Genomic DNA, 17,042 nt, shown 5'->3' with positions numbered 1-17,042 from the left:
GACTCCTCTCGGTGACTAATTCTTGTCTTGCTCAGCAGAGAGAGTAAGCTCATAGATATCCAGGGAAATCAGCAAGTCATTCTCATTTTCTGCAAACACAGCAATACCTTTAGATTCTAGTCCAGGGAATATAAGATCCGTAATCACTGCCTGGCCTCCATTACTAAACGCCTCAACGGAAGAGCGATCCACATAAATACGGAGATCATTTGACTCATCAAGCGCTGCGAGTTTGGCTGAATGATGTCCTACGAAATGTTCATGGAAATCATGCTGGCCCGAAGCCTTCCTGTCTACATAAAGTTCCTCTCTCTCACCGTTGATACCGATCACTGTTTGTTCATCCGCACCAACTCTTACCTTGAAACCTACAGATTTACCCCGAGCGAACTCAGCTATAATCTCATAAGATTCCAAGTGAATCTCTTTAAGAAGAGTATTGATTTCTTGCACCGTTGCATTTTTTATAGAAAGGACTTGTACACGAGCTGATTCCAACTCTTGTACCGGCTTCTGCACAAGAAAGGTTCCCCCTTGTCTTGATTCGAGCTGAAGTTCTCTTGCAATTGTCATCGCGCCACGGAATTCTTCTGCTGGCGTCTTGTTAGCATACATCCAGTTGCTCATCCAGCCGATAAATAGCCTTCTTCCATCTTCCGCCGGTATATCGGACCAACTTACACCTGCATAGTTATCTCTTCCATAATCAAGCCAGCGAACTTTTATCGAATCTTCATCTGGCGTGAACACTTCTCCATCAAAATCCCCTGTAAAATACTGTGTTCTTGATCCTTCCACAAAAGCGGGATCCGCACCGATGCTCACTAGCATCACCCATTTCGTGTTCGAAGGATCGCCATCAATGGCTAGCGGGAACAAGTCCGGGCATTCCCATACCCCGTCATGAGAACCGATTCCTTCTCCGAATTCACTGGCAAATGTCCAGTTCATCAGATCAGGAGAATGATATAGACACACCGTTTGACCACAAGCTACAATCATCACCCATTGATTAGTATCTTTATTCCAAAATACTTTCGGGTCACGGAAATCAATGAATGTATCATGTTCAAGCACCGGGTTTCCATCATATTTCGTCCAGGTTCTTCCGTTATCCTTACTATAAGCCAAGCTTTGACGCTGAATGGCTGGCTTGCCTTCCGGCATATCCAAATGGTGTGTAAAAATCGCTACTAGACCTGGTTTATCTTCAAAAAATCCAGTCGTATTATTCCAGTCAACTACGGCACTGCCGGAAAAAATCATACCTAACTCATCTGGAGCAAGAGCGATAGGCAGCTCCTCCCATGTAACCAGATCCTTGCTGACCGCATGGCCCCAGTGCATAGCGCCCATAGTCATTCCACCTGGATGGTGCTGGAAGAACAAATGATATTCATCCTCAAAATAAACCATTCCGTTTGGATCATTCATCCACTTTTCCTTAGGGGAAAAATGATACACTCCGCGGTAATTTTGTTTCGCAATCGTAGACATTATTGTTTTCTCCTTTACTCCCGAACACGGTCTTTACCGTATATTATTTATAGTTTATTATTTGCTTGCTCTGTCATAGCCGCCTTGTTTAATTTCAAGCCATTCTTGCAGGCCCAGACGGTCCAATTCTTTCAAATATTCATCCCACTGCGCTTCGACTTTACCGTTTTGGTACCATTCAGTACGCATTCTAAGCACGTAGGCAAAAAGATCCGTCTCAATTGTCGTAAGGCGATCAAGCTCTTGAATGGAATGGAATACACTCGGCATTACGTTTTCTGCTTTCATTTTAGGCGCCATGATGTTCTTGATAATATCCATTCTGCCTTTGGCATCATCCGGCATGGTTGTGTATTTGCCATAATAGGAATCAAGGATAGCTAAGGGTCCACCGACACTTGTTTTCTCACGTAGTTCTACAGGAGCTGCACCCTCCAGCGGCAAATGCTTCAGCATTTCTTTTTCTTTATCAAATTCGAAGATATTTTGCTGTTTATCGTCTCCATACGTTCCCCAGTTGTTCTGTACAGATTGAATCGGATCGTAGAGTTGATCAACCCATTTCGCTGTCGTTTCTAAGTTCTTATTGGCGCTAGTAACAACCATCTTACCTCTGCCCAAACCAAGCGCGTTCGTTCTTGTTACGTTAACTTCACCATCTGGTCCAGCAAGTGGAGGCATAACCTCGTAAATGTCATTTGCTCCAGTGATGTTAGCTTTATCCCATGAGAAGTAAAGTCCGTATCTCTGATCCTTCCCTTTTGCAAGGTAAGTACTCCAGTCCTGTGTATAGGCTTCAATATCAATGAGTCCTTCTTTATACAGCTCGTTAATAAAAGAAACGGCTTCTTTGTAATCATCTTGTGCCGCCGTAAATATTACCTTTCCATCATTGTTTACAACCGCATGGTCAGGGTTCTCACCCAATCCGAATGAAGCAAATAGGAAAACCAGATCTTCTGCTCCAGGCTTGTTAATAAAGGACAAAGGAATTTCGTCAGCCTTACCGTTGCCATTTGGATCTTTTGTCTTGAAGGCAATTAATACTTCTTTTAATTCTTCTGTTGTTGTAGGCATATCAAGGCCCAGCTTCTCAAGCCATTCCACATTGATCCAAGGCATACTGTCTACCGCCTGGATTCTTTCTTTGCCATTGCCCAGCTCTTCGATCCACGGAAAGGCATAAATATTACCGTCTGGTGCCGTAATCATACTCTTGTATTCCGGTGCTTCTTCCAGCACCTTTTTGAAGTTGGGCATATTGTTCTCGATAAGCTCATTCAGCGGAATAATGGCACCATCTTTAGCAAGCTTGAGCAGCTCATAGTCGCTATAGTCCGCATTAAAAATTGCATCAGGAAGATCGCCGCTTGCCACAGCCAGGTTTCTTTTTTCAACAAATACGTCTTTCGTGAAATTCTTCCAATTAATATGAACATTCGTCTTTTCTTCAAGACGCTTATTAATCAGTTTTTCATTTGGATCAACGGGTGCAAGTGGAGAGCTTTGCGTAATAAAGTTCAAAGTTACTTTACCGCTGGCGTCCTGTTCTTTACTAGCTGCACTTCCCCCTCCTCCTCCTCCACCGCATGCAGTAAGGAACATAAACGAAGCAAGTACAGATGCAGAAGCTACTTTCGTTGATACTCTTGATTTCTTAATTCTTTTCATAGGGTATGACCTCCAAATTAGATATGAATGAATTAATCTTTATCTATGTGCAGCCTGTTTCCTACTTAAGGGAACCGACCATAACACCTTTTTCAAAGTACTTCTGGAAGAACGGATACATAACAATAAGTGGCAAACTGGAAACAACAATGGCAGCGTACTTGATGATTTCAGACAATCGTTTCATTTCCGCCATGGCGAGTTGATCGCTGATCATGCCCGGATCTACCTGATTCTGGATCAAGATGGACCGCAACACGAGCTGCAGTGGATGAAGATTCGGATTATCTAAATAGATCATGGCGTCAAAGTAGGAATTCCACTGGCCCACAAAAGCATAAAGAGCGAGCACGAAAACAATCGGTTTGGAGAGCGGTAATACAACACTGAAGAAAATCCGCATCTCCGAAGCTCCGTCGACATTAGCGGCTTCCTTCATTTCATTCGGTACTCCTTTGAAGAAAGTTCTAGAGAGAATGATGTTCCATACATTGACTGCTCCTGGAATGATCACCGCCCATACTGTATCAAGCAGACCAAGATTCTTAACGAGCAGGTATGTAGGTATAAGCCCACCCCCAAAGAACATGGTGATAATAAACAAGGTCATGAAGAATCCTTTTCCTTTGAGCCTGTCATCAGACAGTGCGTACCCTGCACAGATTGAGACGAGAACGGTAAGCATAGCAAATGAAACAGAGTATAAAACAGAGTTTCCAAAACCTCGGATCATGGCCGGATTAGAAAGAATTTTTATATACCCTTCTAATGACCAGTCCGAAAGGTTGAATGATAATCCTTTACTGAGCAGAACTGATGGATCCATAAAAGATGCAATCACTACATAAATCAAAGGAAGTACAATGATAAGTACGGCCAGTGTCAGGAAGATCGCGTTCAGCACGACGATAAAGCGATCTAATCCGGAATGTTTAATGGGCATAGCTTGTTGCTCCTTTCTTAGTAAAGACCTTCGCCCTCATTCAATTTCTTCACGGTAAAGTTAACGGTGATGAGCAAGACGATGTTGATGATAGAGTTAAACAATCCTACTGCGGCTGAATAGGCATAATCGCCCGACTGCAAACCAATTTTATAAACGTAAGTCGGAATGATTTCTGAGGTTGGCAAGTTCATCGCCGTTTGCATGAGATAGGCTTTTTCGAAGCCAATGGACATAATCCCACCAGCTGCAAGGATAAATACAATAGCCATAATTGGACGAATGGTTGGCAAATCGATATGGCGTATTCTTTGTAGAAGATTAGCGCCGTCAAGATTGGCTGCATTATGTAACTCAGGATCGACATTAGCAAGCGCTGCTACATAAATAATGGATGCCCAACCGGCTCCGGTCCAAATATCGGACAGAATGTAGATCGAACGGAAGTACTCCGGACGAGACATGAACATGATTGGTTCACCTGTAAGCCACGTAAAAAACTGGTTAATCGGTCCCGTTGGGGACAAGAAGATAAACAACATCCCGACCACAACGACAACAGAAATAAAGTTAGGTGCATACAAGAACAACTGAATGTTCTTTTTGACGCCTGCACGGCGAATTTGATTTAACATCAACGCAAGCAGGATTGGAATTGGAAAACTCAGAATTAATCCGAAGAAACTTAATTTAAGCGTATTCATAAAGATAACTTCGAAGTTGGGGGATGACAGGAATTTCTCGAAGTTGTACAAGCCTACCCATTCACTCCCCATAATCCCTTTGATTGGGCTGAAATCTTTAAAGGCGATAATCGCACCATACATAGGACCGTATTTAAAAATCAGGGTCAGGATCACAGCTGGTGCGAGCAAAATATAAAGAAAGTAGTATTTCTTTAGATAGTCTAGTAAGGAGCTCTTATGTTTGGTCACCATTGTTCTGTGTTCAGCTTCTATTAGGTTTTGCAATGCCTTTACCTCCGTTCTTATCAATGTTTATATCTTGATGCAGTAAGGGCTTTCAATTGGCTTATGTCCTGCTGCTTTTACAATTTACCAAACACTTAATCGTTCGTCAATACATTTTGTAAAAATATTTATGTGCATATGACAAAGAATTATGTTCATAAATGATGCATATAATTTTACATAATTACAAATACAGCCAATTTAAATAGGATTATATACTTTAAAGTCAACATATTCTCATGAAGATGAAAATAATAATACATTTTTTGCACATTTATTCGCTGATAAAATGTAAACTAAATTGTTCATTTGTAAATATCATATTGCTATTTTGAGTAAACTAATATACATTAAAGAGAGTTGGAATCATGCCAAACAGTACACTATTTGTGGCGAAGGTTAAGAACAAGAATATAGAGGTGAATTACATAGATGGCCAGGGAAAAAGTAACCATACAAGACATCGCGGATGCTTTAGGAATCTCTAGAAATACAGCTTCCAAAGCCTTAAATGGAACGAATGGTATACCTGATGAAACTAGAAACAAGGTTATAAAGAAAGCGATAGAGTTAAAATATAAACAATTTGCTTTTATGGACACCGAGAGTGTTCAACCAAGAAACTCTGGAAATATCGCTTTATTAACAGAAAACTTACCTAACACTTCCCACTTTGGATCGAAACTGATCAGTGGCATGGAGAAACGAATCAGTGCAGAAGGATATAATTTATCCATGCACATTATAAGAGACATTGATCAGGAGTCCTTGTCTCTTCCAAATAATTTTGATGTCGCCAATGTAGACGGAATTATTTGTATTGAGTTGTTCAATTCCGAATATAGTAAGCTGATTACAAGTCTAGGCATTCCAACTATTTTCATCGACTGCTCTGCCGATATCTGCTACCCTGAATTCCAAGCAGATGTACTTCTCATGGAAAACGAACACAGCACATATCAACTTACAAAAAAGTTAATTGATGGCGGTTACACATCACTGGGGTTCATCGGGGACTATAATCACTGTAGGAGTTTTAATGAAAGATGGGTGGGCTTTAATCGCGCATTGATAGAATCTGGGATTCATCTCGATCTCTCACAATGTATTCTCGATGACGATCGACTATTTTTTTCGAGTCCGGAGTGGGCAGATGCTAAGCTAAGCCAAATCAATCAGCTTCCTTCTGCTTTCGTGTGTGCTAACGATTATATTGCGGTTACCTTTATGAAGTCACTCAAAAATATGCTTTCCATTCCTAATGACCTCGTCATTTGTGGTTTTGATAATGGTCCTGAATCAAGCATTGTAGAACCCCATCTCACCACTGTTCATATTTATAGTAATCAGATGGGTGTCAAAGCAGCTGAAATGCTACTTTCCCGAATTCATGATCCGAAGCAACCCTATCAGGTTTCTCATATTTATACCAAACTCATCCTAAGAGAATCTACACCTAATATCAGTTGATGAATTTAAAAAGAACCCAAGCGATTAAAAATTCCGTCGCTTGGGTTCTTTTTTTTCGTTGAATTGTTCCAATTACAATTTCCTGTATTTATAATCCCACAATTAGTTCAAGGAAGGATTGTATTCTTCATAAGAAAGAACAATATGCTCACTTTTTAGCAGACAATGCTCTATGATCGCCTTACGTTTCGCTTTCAGGACAATTTGTTCAATATCAGCAAAACTGCAACCGGAAAGACGTTCACATGCCTCGTCCATCAACCCAGCTTCACTTTCAAAGTCATTAATTAACAGTTCGACATATTGACGCCTACTTGATTCATCCGGGTTAGCATAAATCATTTTTGTATCAAACCTTCGCCAAATAGCTCTATCCAGTTCATTTTCTAGATTCGTCGCTGCTACAAAAATGCTATTGTCACCAAAATCATCGAGACATTGCAGCAGTGTATTCACCGCACGAGCCATTTCTTTAACCTCGTCATTACTCTCCCGTGTTCTTGCAATGGCATCAAACTCATCCAGGAAAAGAACACAAGGAGATGCTTTGGCATACTCAAATATTTTCCGGATATTACTTCCAGTCTCGCCCAAATGGCTGTGAATAATTGCATCAAGTCGAACCAGGATAAGTGGAAGCTCCAGCATTTGAGCCATATAAAATGCCGTCAGTGTTTTCCCTGTGCCCGGTGGACCATACATAACCACTTTATTGGGAATGGGAACTCGATGCTCTTCAAATCTTTCCCTCATACCTAAGATTGTGATGAATTCTTCGACAATCTTTCGATTCATATCGGGTAGGATCAGATGTCTAACCTTTTTGGCACATTCTTTGGGTGTATAATAGGTACCCATATCAATCCCTTTTGCTCTGGGTAGACGTTGATTGGTGCTGCTTTTATTCATTATTTATTGAAGCTCCTTTAAAATGGTTATTTTCAAGAAATCCAAAAGATCCTTTCTGAATCCAGTTCAACCTGCTCTAATTGCCGCTCGAAGTTCTCGTGAGGAACGATAGAGTCCGCTTGTGACCATTCATTATCCACAAATCAATTCAAATACACATTGTTTTTATTCGTAATTATTACGATTTAAAATATCATACTTTCTTTTTGTTTATAATGTCAACCAGTAGCACAAAAAAGAGCCTTTATAATTCCAAGGCTCTTTTAGGGTATATCTATTAAATCGGCCATCCAGGCAAAGCAGAAGTTCCAGCATCTTGCCTTCACATATTGTAAGTCCTGGCTAGCTTGGACTTAGCTCTGAGCCGGGTGAATTCCTTAGTTACCAGGATTACCGTCCACACTACAACCACAGAATCAATTACAAGCGAACCCCAATATACTCCGGAGACGCCTAACCATCTTGGCAAAACAAGCATCACTGGCACATAAAAAACAAGTTGTCTGGTGATGCCGATAACGGCTGCCGGCTTCCCTTTATTAATCGCAGGGAAAAAGGTCATGGCCATAAAAATGAGCGACAATAACGGCAGAACCGCCATGTTCAAACGGAAATATAACATTTCGCTGGTCTTAAAGATTTGATCCGGCAGCACCAGCCCCAGAATGGAAGCCGGCGAGATCATGGAAATTATCCAGAAAGGCAAAGTCAGCAGCATGGAAACGAGTGTGAATATTTTATAGGCTTTGATGGCGCGCTCATACTGTTCTGCTCCAAAATTTATGCCGATGACTGGCTGCAAGGCGCGCATTAATCCGAATATCGGCGTCAACAGGAAGGTGAATACACGAAAAACCACTCCATAAAATGCAATATCTGCTGTAGTCCCATATCTCGACAGTGCATTAAATACTACAACAGCCTGTACCAGATTCATAAAGTTCATAATGAAAGAGGACATTCCCAGACCAATTATGGATTTGATTGTGGCAGCATCCCGATAGATTGCAAAGACATTCGTTCGGAATGAGGCAAATCCTTTGCCAAAATAAATCCATCCCAGCAAGGTGTAGACCAGCATCCCGATATTTGTAGCCCAGGCAGCTCCCTCTACTCCAAAATCCAGCCAGGCTACCAGAATATAATTGGACAATACATCAACTGCCAGTCCAATGCCCATTACCACGGCTGCCGATTTCATTTTCCCTTCGGCACGTACAATCATGTTGGCAGCCAGTCCATAAATCCAGAAAAATGAACCAATCACCGTAATTCTAAAATAGCTGTCTCCAAGAGCCAGAGTTTCCCCTTCTCCTCCCATGATTCGCACCAGCTGTGTAGAGAAAAGCAAACCCAATACCATATAGACAAGCGTTACAAGGATGGACAGATAATTAACATTCCCCATCAAACGCTTCTGCATTTCTTTGTCCTGCCTGCCGAGGGCTAAACTTAAAGCAGAACCGGCACCCACCCCAATCAAGGAGCCCAGTCCCAAGCTGATCTGGGTTAATGGATAAGCTACCGAAACCCCAGCCAGTGCTTCCTCTCCGACAAACCTTCCCACAAATACAGCGGCAATAACCGCATTTAAGCCATAGAGGACCATTGCGATGATAGCGGGCCATGATAACTGGACCATAATATTCCAAAGATTACCGTTGAGAATAAAATGCGTCTGCTTGTCTTTGCTGTTTTTTATCTGTGTTACTGTGTTCATAATATGAATTTTCTCTCCTTCTTTTGACTGAATATGCAAAGTCGTCGTTCAAAAATTATACGGGACTCCTTGCATTAACTAGTCTATAAGACATGTTGGCTAGCAACTACCGCAAAAAGGATTGTTTCTATCTCATATAGGATTTTATCTTTGAATTAATATAAATCTCCCCGGAATAGCCCCCTCTCATTTCCATTCCTATTAAAAAACTGCAGCAGGAGTGGTCGCGGCTCCGCAAGTTTCCGGTACATGGTCAATTTTGAATGCTAGGCAATCATTTAGTCTTCCCTACTTAACTCAACAAAAAAAGCAACTTCCCAGTTGGCAAGTTGCTTTTAAAAAAACTCTTTTGTGATAAAGTAACGATGAAAAAAAACGATTGAAGTCAAAAACCGACCTAATAAGCAGCGAACGGATCCGCATTATTCGAAAGGAACTGAGCCCATGTGAATTTGAATTCAGGACTGCCTACAACACTTTCTGCTATATCACCTGGAACAAAAAACACAGTGAATCCTGCATTAGTCAAGTAGAAGTTATCCAGGTATGCATTAGAATCTTTAGTTAACTTATTGAACAGGTCAATAGAGTAGATAGAAGACTCAGTACCTTTTTGGACTTGTTCTTGAAGTGATTTCTTAATAACCTGACTGTAATTGCTATTGGATTTCAGCAAATCTCCCAGCTTCATTGTCGTACCATCCTGCAGAGAGTAAGTAAGACCTGTTTGTGAGCCGCCTCCATGAGCTCCGCCGAGGTATTGATAATTGGTAAGCAGGAAGCTAATCACTCCATTTTGATTGTAAGTCACCTTGTAGGCCAGTTCGAAATCGTATGTCGCTCCTTCCGCTGGAGCACCAGACTTAGCCAGTTGTTTTTCCGAGGCATCTAGAAACTTCTGTGCCTGAGCTTTCACCGCTTTATTAATTGCCGCTTCGGCATTTTGATTCGCAAGCTGCGATACAACTGGATATACGATATTGATGGTTACATCCTTATGGGAATTAGAAGACTGGAGTTTACCGGCAGTTATAGTCAGTTCATTCATTCCTGCATTCGTGATATTGACAGTACGGGTTTGTCCGTTCCATTGGGCCAAATATCCGAAAGGTTCAACCAAGGCTTGCACTGCAACAAAAGAAGTTCCTCCGATTACCTGAGCTTCGTATCTTTGTCCCAGACCGCTTCCATTTAACTTTACAAGTGCACTGTCGATATCCAGTGAATAATTTACAGTATTCTCTCCCAGGGTAAGCTCTACACTATGATTTTTGTTATCGTATTTAACAGCTGCGCCTAATGCTTGCGCTGCGTCTTTAAGCGGAATGAGTGTATTACCTAATGGGCTTAGGAAAGCCTGAGTCCCGATTGCTTTACCTTTAACCTGGACATTCACCCTGGAGGTTATTGTTGCAGTAGTGGCTGCAGCATGAACTGATCCGACAGACACGGGTAAAGCCGCCGCTGTGCCAACTGCAGCCAGTGCTGCTGACAATAGAAGTACGGACATCCGCTTTTTAGTTGTGAATTTTTTAACTTGAGTTTCCATTTTGAAGATCCCCTTTTAGTCATTTTCTTACTATCACACTATAATCCCGTCATTTCCCGGATGGTTTACAGTATTTTCAGAAAAAGATTACAATTTTTACATGGAATTCGCTAATCAATGATGCATTGAAACCATTAAGGCAAATCCAAAAAGTGTCCAGTCATTTAGCACATGCACTATAAACGATGTCCAAATGTTTTTAGTCTTAATGTATGGATAGAGCAGAACAATCCGTACAATGCCGATACCGAGAATGGCTTGTGCAATATTCCAATTATAAGTTGGTAAATGGTATGCGCCAAAAATAATGGATACTACAATCCACGCTAAGATAATCGCAGACTTTCTGTTCAGTTTAAGTTTTTTTACTCCTAAGTACAAAATGACTAAGAATGGAAGGATCGTTATTAATTCTTCTCCAAACAGCATCGGGAGCATTGTCAGGAACGTCGTAATTGTATCGGAAAAATTACCATTGAATCCTTCACTCACTGGATTTGCACTAAAATTAAATAATTTCGTAATAATAAAACCAACACCATAGGTCACAATAAGATTTACAATGTACGTCCCAAGAATTAATATAATATCTTTAGCAACTAATTTTCTGAAAAGTAATGTCCACTGACTCCGTGCAACAAAGATAACTGCTGCTAATGGGAAAATCACATTTATAAAAGGATGTCCATAAGTACCTCCAAACCCAATAAGAAACAATGCAAAACCTGCAGCAACAGCTATCAGAAATATTAGGCTGGTTTTCAAATTTAGAGTAGGGGATTGCAGTTCACTGTAGAACGGAAAATCATCATTTTTACGCTCAAATCTAAAAAAATTACTTTTACTCATCATTAATCAAATCCTTCCTGAAAATAATGAAAAGCTATACTCTCTGAATACTAAAACCAATGATGCGGAGAATAGAAATACAGTCAGCTGTTTTTTGTACTATCACACTATACTCCCATTTTTTTCTGAAACATTTACAATTTTTTCAGAAAATAATTACAATATTTACACAAGTTTTTAATAAACTGAAATTAATTCATCACTTAATTTTGCAAATTCATGAAAATGTTTAAAAAAATGAATCTATTTCAGAAATAATTATGTTGTTTTGATAAAATAGACAGGTAATAATAGAATAAACAGTTCTCTTGTTAAAAAACTAAAAAGCGAGGTTTACCAATGTTATGGACCTGAAGCTGTTAAAAAAAATTAAAACAATAAATTTCTTCACATTCTTCTTTTTTTGGACTGTCATCTTTTTTGCTCTTGCGGATAAGCCACCACCTGCTGGTTTCTATGGGCTTATTGCCCTATTATTAGTTTATGGTATTTTACTTATTATCTATTTAAATGATTTTATTGAAAGCTTGATTAAGAAGCGAAGAGGAGTTTTTCTACTCAATTTGTTATATTTCTCCTTGGGAGGTTTTGCTTTCAGTCTAATTCTTTCAATTATTGTCATTAATCTTGTTTCAAATGTAGAAAATGAAGGATATCTAATCTCGGCATTCAGTTCAACCGTAATAGGATTGCTTAACGGGTTATGTTTTTATTTTTTCAACAAGCTGCTTGTGAAGAGGTACAATCTAATGATTGAGCAGAACCGCTCTGAATAATAAAAGAGCCGAATTAGCTAAAGAATGACGTATCGTCAAAAAGCAACTTATCCGCAGATAAGTTGCTTCTTTATCATGATTTTTAACTTCTACACTATATAAATAAAGTAACGTAAACCGACGAATCCCCTGTCCTCACAGGTATTAATCTATTCCCAGACTTTGTTTCTTAAATTCACTCTCGAAACATAACTCCGTGAGATCCCCAGCTCCTTCGCTATCTCCCGCTGTATCCGCTCTTCTCGATCTTCAGATATACTCCCTTGAGCAAATCATCCACTTCCGAATCAAAATATCGATAAGTGTAATGTTTAAAAAACTATATTTACAATTCAGAATGCTCGTGTTTCGCTTTGAGACGACTCCAGCGGCGCTGAACTTCGCTCTCAAAGCTGCGCAGAGCCGGTTCGTTCTCAGGCTTGAGCAGATGGCGGGTCTTACCCATCGTCTTCAGCCAGGCAGAGACTTCAATACGTTTGTCCTTGTTCTCCGGATTGTACGTAATGGTCGTTGTGCCTTGTTCCACTTCATACAGCGGGAAGAAGCAGGATTCAACCGCCAAGGATACAATATCCGTCCCATCCTTGTCTTCGGTCATCCAATTCAACGGGCAGGCAATCAGAATCTTGCCGTAGACCAGACCTTCATTCTGCGCGTACCATTGGGCCTTAGCTGCTTTTTTGAGCAGATCCTGCGGGTAGGCTTCACAGCCGGTGAATACATAAGGAATATTAGTGGCTGCCATGATCTGGGCAGTATCTTTATGCTGGGTGACTTTACCCTGCTGGGTCTTGCCGATGCTTGAAGTAGAAGTCCGGTGACCGAGCGGTGTTGAATAAGACTGCTGTGCACCAGTGTTCATATAACCTTCATTATCATACTCGATGATAATCATTTTATGTCCGCGCAGTGCAGCACCAATGGCTGGTCCCATCCCGATATCCATACCTCCGTCGCCTGTTACCATAACGAAAGTAAAGTCATTCCTCAGGCCCAGTCCATCCAGCTCTCCGCGGCGTTTGCGTTCCCAGAACATTTCTACCACCCCGGACAACGTAGCCGCACCGTTCTGGAAAAGGTTATGGATGAACGTTGACTTGTGCGACGAATAAGGATAGCCGTTTGTTGTAACCATTGCGCATCCTGTATGGTACAGCGCAACGATATCTCCTTCAATTCCCCTGAAGAACAGCTCAAGACCCGAGAAAATCCCGCAGCCCGGGCATGTGCCGTGACCCGGAGCCAGGCGTCTTGGTTTCTTCATCAAACTGCGGATCGGGGGAATCTTCACGGCCAGCTTTCCGGTTTCTTCATTTTTAGTAACAGTAATGAGGCCCGTCTTCAACAAATCGAAATTCATCGGCTTAAGCAGGCGCTGCGGTGCCTTTTCCGGTTCACCAGGATTGTGGCCGTAGTAATCAAACGGTACTTCAACACGGTCAGCAACAACAGCATCCAACGCCAGCTGGAAGAAATGATGGCCATCTTCAGCATAGAAGTCCTTGCCGCCTAATCCGTAAATCCGGCTGATGACTTTAGTCGTTGTATTCCCGTAAGTGAACAGCGCTGCCTTGATTTCGTTAACCATGTTGCCGCCGTGTCCGCCGAAGGAATCCGCACGGTCACCAACAGTAATGGCTTTGACATTCTTCAGTGCTTCCGCGATCTGCTTCTGCGGGAACGGACGGATCATGTTCGGTGAAATCGCTCCGGCTTTGACTCCCTGCAGTCGCAACTGATCCACAACATCCTTAATGATCTCGGACGCGGAATTCATCAGGAAGACAGCCACATCGGCATCCCCCATCCGGTACTGCTCAATCACCTCATAATGGCGTCCGGTCAGATCAGCAAATTCCTGAGCGATCTCTTCGAACACTTCACCGGCATTGTACATGGCCACAGACTGCTGATAGCGATTATTGATATAATCCGGTTCATTCATGTAAGGACCAACAGTAACCGGATTGTTGCGGTCAAGGGTATCGGTTGAGCCGGCTGGCGGCTGTTCGCCTACGAATTTATGCACATCTGCGCGGTGCGCAAAAGCCTGTACGCGGCGCTTCTGGTGAGAAGTGAAATATCCGTCCGAAGCTACCATAACCGGCAGGCGGACTTTGACATGCTCAGCCAGCTTCAGTGCCATCAGATTCATGTCGTAGACCGACTGCGGGTCACGGCACATCAGAATCGGCCAGCCGGTATTGAGTGCAAAATACAAATCGGAGTGGTCCCCGTGAATGTTCAGCGGTCCGGAGATGGAGCGGCAAATCAGGTTCATAACCATGGGCATCCGCGTACCGGCTTGTACAGGCAGCTGCTCAAGCATGTACATGTAGCCTTGCGCACTGGTGGCGTTAAATACGCGTCCGCCGGCTGTAGAAGCGCCATAACAGATACCTGCCGAGCTGTGCTCACCATCTGAGGGCACGAGCATAATGTCATGCTGGCCGCTGGCTTTCATCGTATCGAGGAATTGGGCAACCTCTGTCGATGGCGAGATCGGGAAATACCCCATGACATGATAGTTGATCTGATGCGCAGCATAGGCCGCCATCTCATTGCCTGATTCATATAGGAATTTCTGTTCTACTTTGGCAGAACCTATTTCTTTTTCATAATCAATAGCCATTGTTCATTCCGCCTTTCTAACCAGATTTACGCTTTCGTGATGAGATCGAATGGATGATGCACTGTATGGCTGTCGGCATAGCCTTCCTTCTCGCGCATGCTTGAGAGTGCCGAGGTCGGGCAGGCGCCTACGCATTTCAGGCAACCCTTGCAATATTGATAATCGATGCCCCGCAGGAACATCTGTGAGCGCCCCTTGCGGTCAAGCCGTTCTTCCCACACAAAACACTGGTCAGGGCAGACGGTGTCACACTGTGCACAGTTAATGCAGGACTCATTTTCATAAGCCGGAATCATTCCGGAACGGGAAATGCTCAGGTTCTTGAGGAAGCTACTTCCCGGATTGATGATCGTACCGCCTATAGGCTGAGTTTCATAGCCAAACGGCGAAATGTCGGAACGCACATATTCAGGCATGCTGTCCCCTGCCTCCAGCTCGAAGTGCATAAACTTCACTTCATTGTAGCCGCGCTCAAAAGTCGTAATAGCCGATTGTACAGCCTGCGGATATTTTTTGCCGAGCGATTTCTCAATAACGCCCTTCATCGTTTCAGCAACCAGGAATGGGCAGAGCCGGAACAGGGCACCCAGCATCGCCATGTTTACACGGTTTTTCTCTTTCAGTGCGATGCTTGTCGCGTCGATCACAGCAATGGTTCCGGCTTTCATCTTCAGCAGCTCTTTGAGTTCTTCCGGCGTCTTGGCCGAGTTCACAAGAACAGTGCTGTCTTCATTAATCCCGCTGGTGACATTAACGGTCTTGACAAGCGCTTCGTGGAACACCCCAACCACATGGGGACGCTCTACCGGCGAAGTATCACGGATATGCGTGTTTAAATCACAGAAGCGGATGTGGGCCTTTACAGCAGAGCCCTTTTTCTCTGATCCATAAGACGAGAAGCTTACGCCGTTCAGCCCCGCTCCGACGACTCCCGCTTCTGCGAGCATTTTACCCGCCAGGTTAGCTCCCAAGCCTCCAATAGACTCCAGTCGAATTTCAAAAAATCCGAGATCGTTAATTCGTGGTAATTCAATCATAAATGAACTCCTTTCACTAGAAGACTAGTAATACTCTTGCGAGCATTAATCCCGTTCAGGTCTGGAATAAGCTAAATAATTTTTGTACTTCTTCAACCGTTCAGGCAATTCGTCAGCCTTTGGATTACGTTTTAAAGAAACTTGATATAATTCATCTGCGTGGCCAAGCTTTCCGGAGATTAGAACATGGGAATGTGCTCTATCTTCCTCGGCGATATCAAATCTTACTTTACCGTCTTCCACCTCCAGAGTCCCCCTGACCCCGCAAATTCCACATATTGCTGGGTAATTATCATCATGATTTCTGATTTCTATGAGTTTGGAATGACAGATTGGACATAAACCAGGTTCGCCAATATACTTCGCTTCCGTATCTGGATTCATGAGTGTTTCAGCCACATGACGACCGGATTGTCTTGCTCTCTTAAGTTCTTCCTCCCTGAACACAACTGCTCCAGGTAAGCCAACCCAATTGACCAGCATTTTATCTATTACATTAATTTGCATCGGCAACGTAAAAAGGTGGAGCATCGGCAATGCGAGTGTGTCCCACTCACTTCCTCCTACAGCAATAAGAGAAGCTACTCTTGTTTTAAAGCTTCTTTCATCCGGGCCTTTGCCGGTAGTAATCCCTCTTTCCTCGCGTTGCTTCTTGGCAATCATCCGGAAAGCAATGTCATGAGAAGGCCCCATCCGGTCATTCAGAATCTTCAATAATCCGTTAGGACTCTTTTCATAAATGGCTGAGCTCAAGATTAATCCGTCGCATTCCATTAATTTTTCATCAATAAATCCATAGTCATCATTCTTTATCACACAGTCTCCTGAGCCACACTTTTCAAGCAGACTCACTACACAAGCATTACAACCGGTGCAAGGTTTAATATGTAAATCATTAAGACGCACAAGTTCTACTTCGGCACCAAGCTCCTCAGCACCCATTAAAGCTTCTTTAACAAGGATTTCTGAATTGCTCATTCTTCTTCCGCAACTGATCCCTAAAATTTTCATTAGTAGC

13 protein-coding genes are annotated in these 17,042 nt (G+C 42.5%); 2 read left to right on the top strand and 11 right to left on the bottom strand.

All coding sequences use genetic code 11. From position 1 onward, the window contains the following. Positions 1–15: 15 nt before the first annotated feature. The 4 genes from NST25_RS07180 to NST25_RS07165 form a co-directional block, all read right to left on the bottom strand. Positions 16–1,497, bottom strand: coding sequence for a glycoside hydrolase family 32 protein (locus NST25_RS07180; protein ID WP_340393629.1), 1,482 nt, complete (start codon positions 1,495–1,497; stop codon positions 16–18). Positions 1,498–1,554: 57 nt separating this feature from the next. Continuing rightward, positions 1,555–3,168, bottom strand: coding sequence for an ABC transporter substrate-binding protein (locus NST25_RS07175; RefSeq protein ID WP_076220048.1), 1,614 nt, complete (start codon positions 3,166–3,168; stop codon positions 1,555–1,557). Positions 3,169–3,229: 61 nt separating this feature from the next. Beyond that, positions 3,230–4,111 carry a carbohydrate ABC transporter permease gene (locus NST25_RS07170; protein WP_036675818.1) on the bottom strand — a complete coding sequence of 294 codons (882 nt, stop codon included), beginning with the start codon at positions 4,109–4,111 and terminating at the stop codon, positions 3,230–3,232. A 17-nt stretch (positions 4,112–4,128) separates the two neighbouring features. Then, positions 4,129–5,049 (bottom strand): ABC transporter permease subunit, encoded by a 921-nt coding sequence (locus tag NST25_RS07165; RefSeq protein WP_051490892.1) that lies wholly within the window; start codon positions 5,047–5,049, stop codon positions 4,129–4,131. A 465-nt stretch (positions 5,050–5,514) separates the two neighbouring features. On the opposite strand from NST25_RS07165, the gene NST25_RS07160 reads away from it, so the two are divergent. Next, complete coding sequence (locus NST25_RS07160; RefSeq protein WP_076279555.1) at positions 5,515–6,552, top strand: LacI family DNA-binding transcriptional regulator; 1,038 nt, start codon at positions 5,515–5,517, stop codon at positions 6,550–6,552. A 102-nt stretch (positions 6,553–6,654) separates the two neighbouring features. Here the strand turns inward: NST25_RS07160 and NST25_RS07155 are convergent, their stop codons facing one another. The 4 genes from NST25_RS07155 to NST25_RS07140 all read right to left on the bottom strand — a co-directional run bounded on the left by NST25_RS07155 (position 6,655) and on the right by NST25_RS07140 (position 11,582). Beyond that, complete coding sequence (locus NST25_RS07155; RefSeq protein WP_340393625.1) at positions 6,655–7,461, bottom strand: ATP-binding protein; 807 nt, start codon at positions 7,459–7,461, stop codon at positions 6,655–6,657. A gap of 322 nt (positions 7,462–7,783) precedes the next feature. Then, positions 7,784–9,181: an MATE family efflux transporter gene (locus tag NST25_RS07150; RefSeq protein WP_340393622.1), complete on the bottom strand. Its 1,398-nt coding sequence runs from the start codon at positions 9,179–9,181 to the stop codon at positions 7,784–7,786. 397 nt (positions 9,182–9,578) lie between these two features. Then, positions 9,579–10,730 carry a DUF4163 domain-containing protein gene (locus NST25_RS07145; RefSeq protein WP_076193514.1) on the bottom strand — a complete coding sequence of 384 codons (1,152 nt, stop codon included), beginning with the start codon at positions 10,728–10,730 and terminating at the stop codon, positions 9,579–9,581. A 114-nt stretch (positions 10,731–10,844) separates the two neighbouring features. Then, positions 10,845–11,582 (bottom strand): CPBP family intramembrane glutamic endopeptidase, encoded by a 738-nt coding sequence (locus tag NST25_RS07140; RefSeq protein ID WP_076276587.1) that lies wholly within the window; start codon positions 11,580–11,582, stop codon positions 10,845–10,847. A gap of 341 nt (positions 11,583–11,923) precedes the next feature. On the opposite strand from NST25_RS07140, the gene NST25_RS07135 reads away from it, so the two are divergent. Further along, positions 11,924–12,355 carry a hypothetical protein gene (locus tag NST25_RS07135; protein WP_076125314.1) on the top strand — a complete coding sequence of 144 codons (432 nt, stop codon included), beginning with the start codon at positions 11,924–11,926 and terminating at the stop codon, positions 12,353–12,355. Positions 12,356–12,680: 325 nt separating this feature from the next. Here the strand turns inward: NST25_RS07135 and NST25_RS07130 are convergent, their stop codons facing one another. The 3 genes from NST25_RS07130 to NST25_RS07120 are packed head-to-tail and all read right to left on the bottom strand — an operon-like array spanning position 12,681 to position 17,035. Next, a complete protein-coding gene (locus NST25_RS07130; RefSeq protein WP_340393618.1) occupies positions 12,681–14,987 on the bottom strand; it encodes a thiamine pyrophosphate-dependent enzyme in 2,307 nt (768 codons plus the stop codon). Positions 14,988–15,013: 26 nt separating this feature from the next. Further along, on the bottom strand, positions 15,014–16,024 hold the full coding sequence (locus NST25_RS07125; RefSeq protein WP_340393616.1) for a 2-oxoacid:acceptor oxidoreductase family protein: 1,011 nt from the start codon (positions 16,022–16,024) through the stop codon (positions 15,014–15,016). Between the two features lie 45 nt (positions 16,025–16,069). Further along, positions 16,070–17,035, bottom strand: a complete 966-nt coding sequence (locus NST25_RS07120) for a flavodoxin family protein (protein WP_076125319.1) — start codon at positions 17,033–17,035, stop codon at positions 16,070–16,072. Positions 17,036–17,042: the final 7 nt, after the last annotated feature.

The sequence above is a fragment of the Paenibacillus sp. FSL E2-0190 genome, from assembly GCF_037992965.1.
GTDB lineage: Bacteria > Bacillota > Bacilli > Paenibacillales > Paenibacillaceae > Paenibacillus_AQ > Paenibacillus_AQ odorifer.
The sequence above is the reverse complement of the archived record's forward strand: the minus strand, read 5'-3'. Positions and strand labels throughout refer to the sequence as shown.

Excerpts from the sequence above, each read along its gene's own strand:
- NST25_RS07180 (WP_340393629.1), bottom strand. The coding sequence starts at position 1,497 with ATGTCTACGATTGCGAAACAAAATTACCGCGGAGTGTATCATTTTTCC.
- NST25_RS07140 (WP_076276587.1), bottom strand. The coding sequence starts at position 11,582 with ATGATGAGTAAAAGTAATTTTTTTAGATTTGAGCGTAAAAATGATGAT.
- NST25_RS07160 (WP_076279555.1), top strand. The coding sequence starts at position 5,515 with ATGGCCAGGGAAAAAGTAACCATACAAGACATCGCGGATGCTTTAGGA.
- NST25_RS07135 (WP_076125314.1), top strand. The coding sequence starts at position 11,924 with ATGGACCTGAAGCTGTTAAAAAAAATTAAAACAATAAATTTCTTCACA.
- NST25_RS07150 (WP_340393622.1), bottom strand. The coding sequence starts at position 9,181 with ATGAACACAGTAACACAGATAAAAAACAGCAAAGACAAGCAGACGCAT.
- NST25_RS07125 (WP_340393616.1), bottom strand. The coding sequence starts at position 16,024 with ATGATTGAATTACCACGAATTAACGATCTCGGATTTTTTGAAATTCGA.
- NST25_RS07130 (WP_340393618.1), bottom strand. The coding sequence starts at position 14,987 with ATGGCTATTGATTATGAAAAAGAAATAGGTTCTGCCAAAGTAGAACAG.
- NST25_RS07170 (WP_036675818.1), bottom strand. The coding sequence starts at position 4,111 with ATGCCCATTAAACATTCCGGATTAGATCGCTTTATCGTCGTGCTGAAC.
- NST25_RS07175 (WP_076220048.1), bottom strand. The coding sequence starts at position 3,168 with ATGAAAAGAATTAAGAAATCAAGAGTATCAACGAAAGTAGCTTCTGCA.
- NST25_RS07145 (WP_076193514.1), bottom strand. The coding sequence starts at position 10,730 with ATGGAAACTCAAGTTAAAAAATTCACAACTAAAAAGCGGATGTCCGTA.
- NST25_RS07120 (WP_076125319.1), bottom strand. The coding sequence starts at position 17,035 with ATGAAAATTTTAGGGATCAGTTGCGGAAGAAGAATGAGCAATTCAGAA.
- NST25_RS07165 (WP_051490892.1), bottom strand. The coding sequence starts at position 5,049 with ATGGTGACCAAACATAAGAGCTCCTTACTAGACTATCTAAAGAAATAC.
- NST25_RS07155 (WP_340393625.1), bottom strand. The coding sequence starts at position 7,461 with ATGAATAAAAGCAGCACCAATCAACGTCTACCCAGAGCAAAAGGGATT.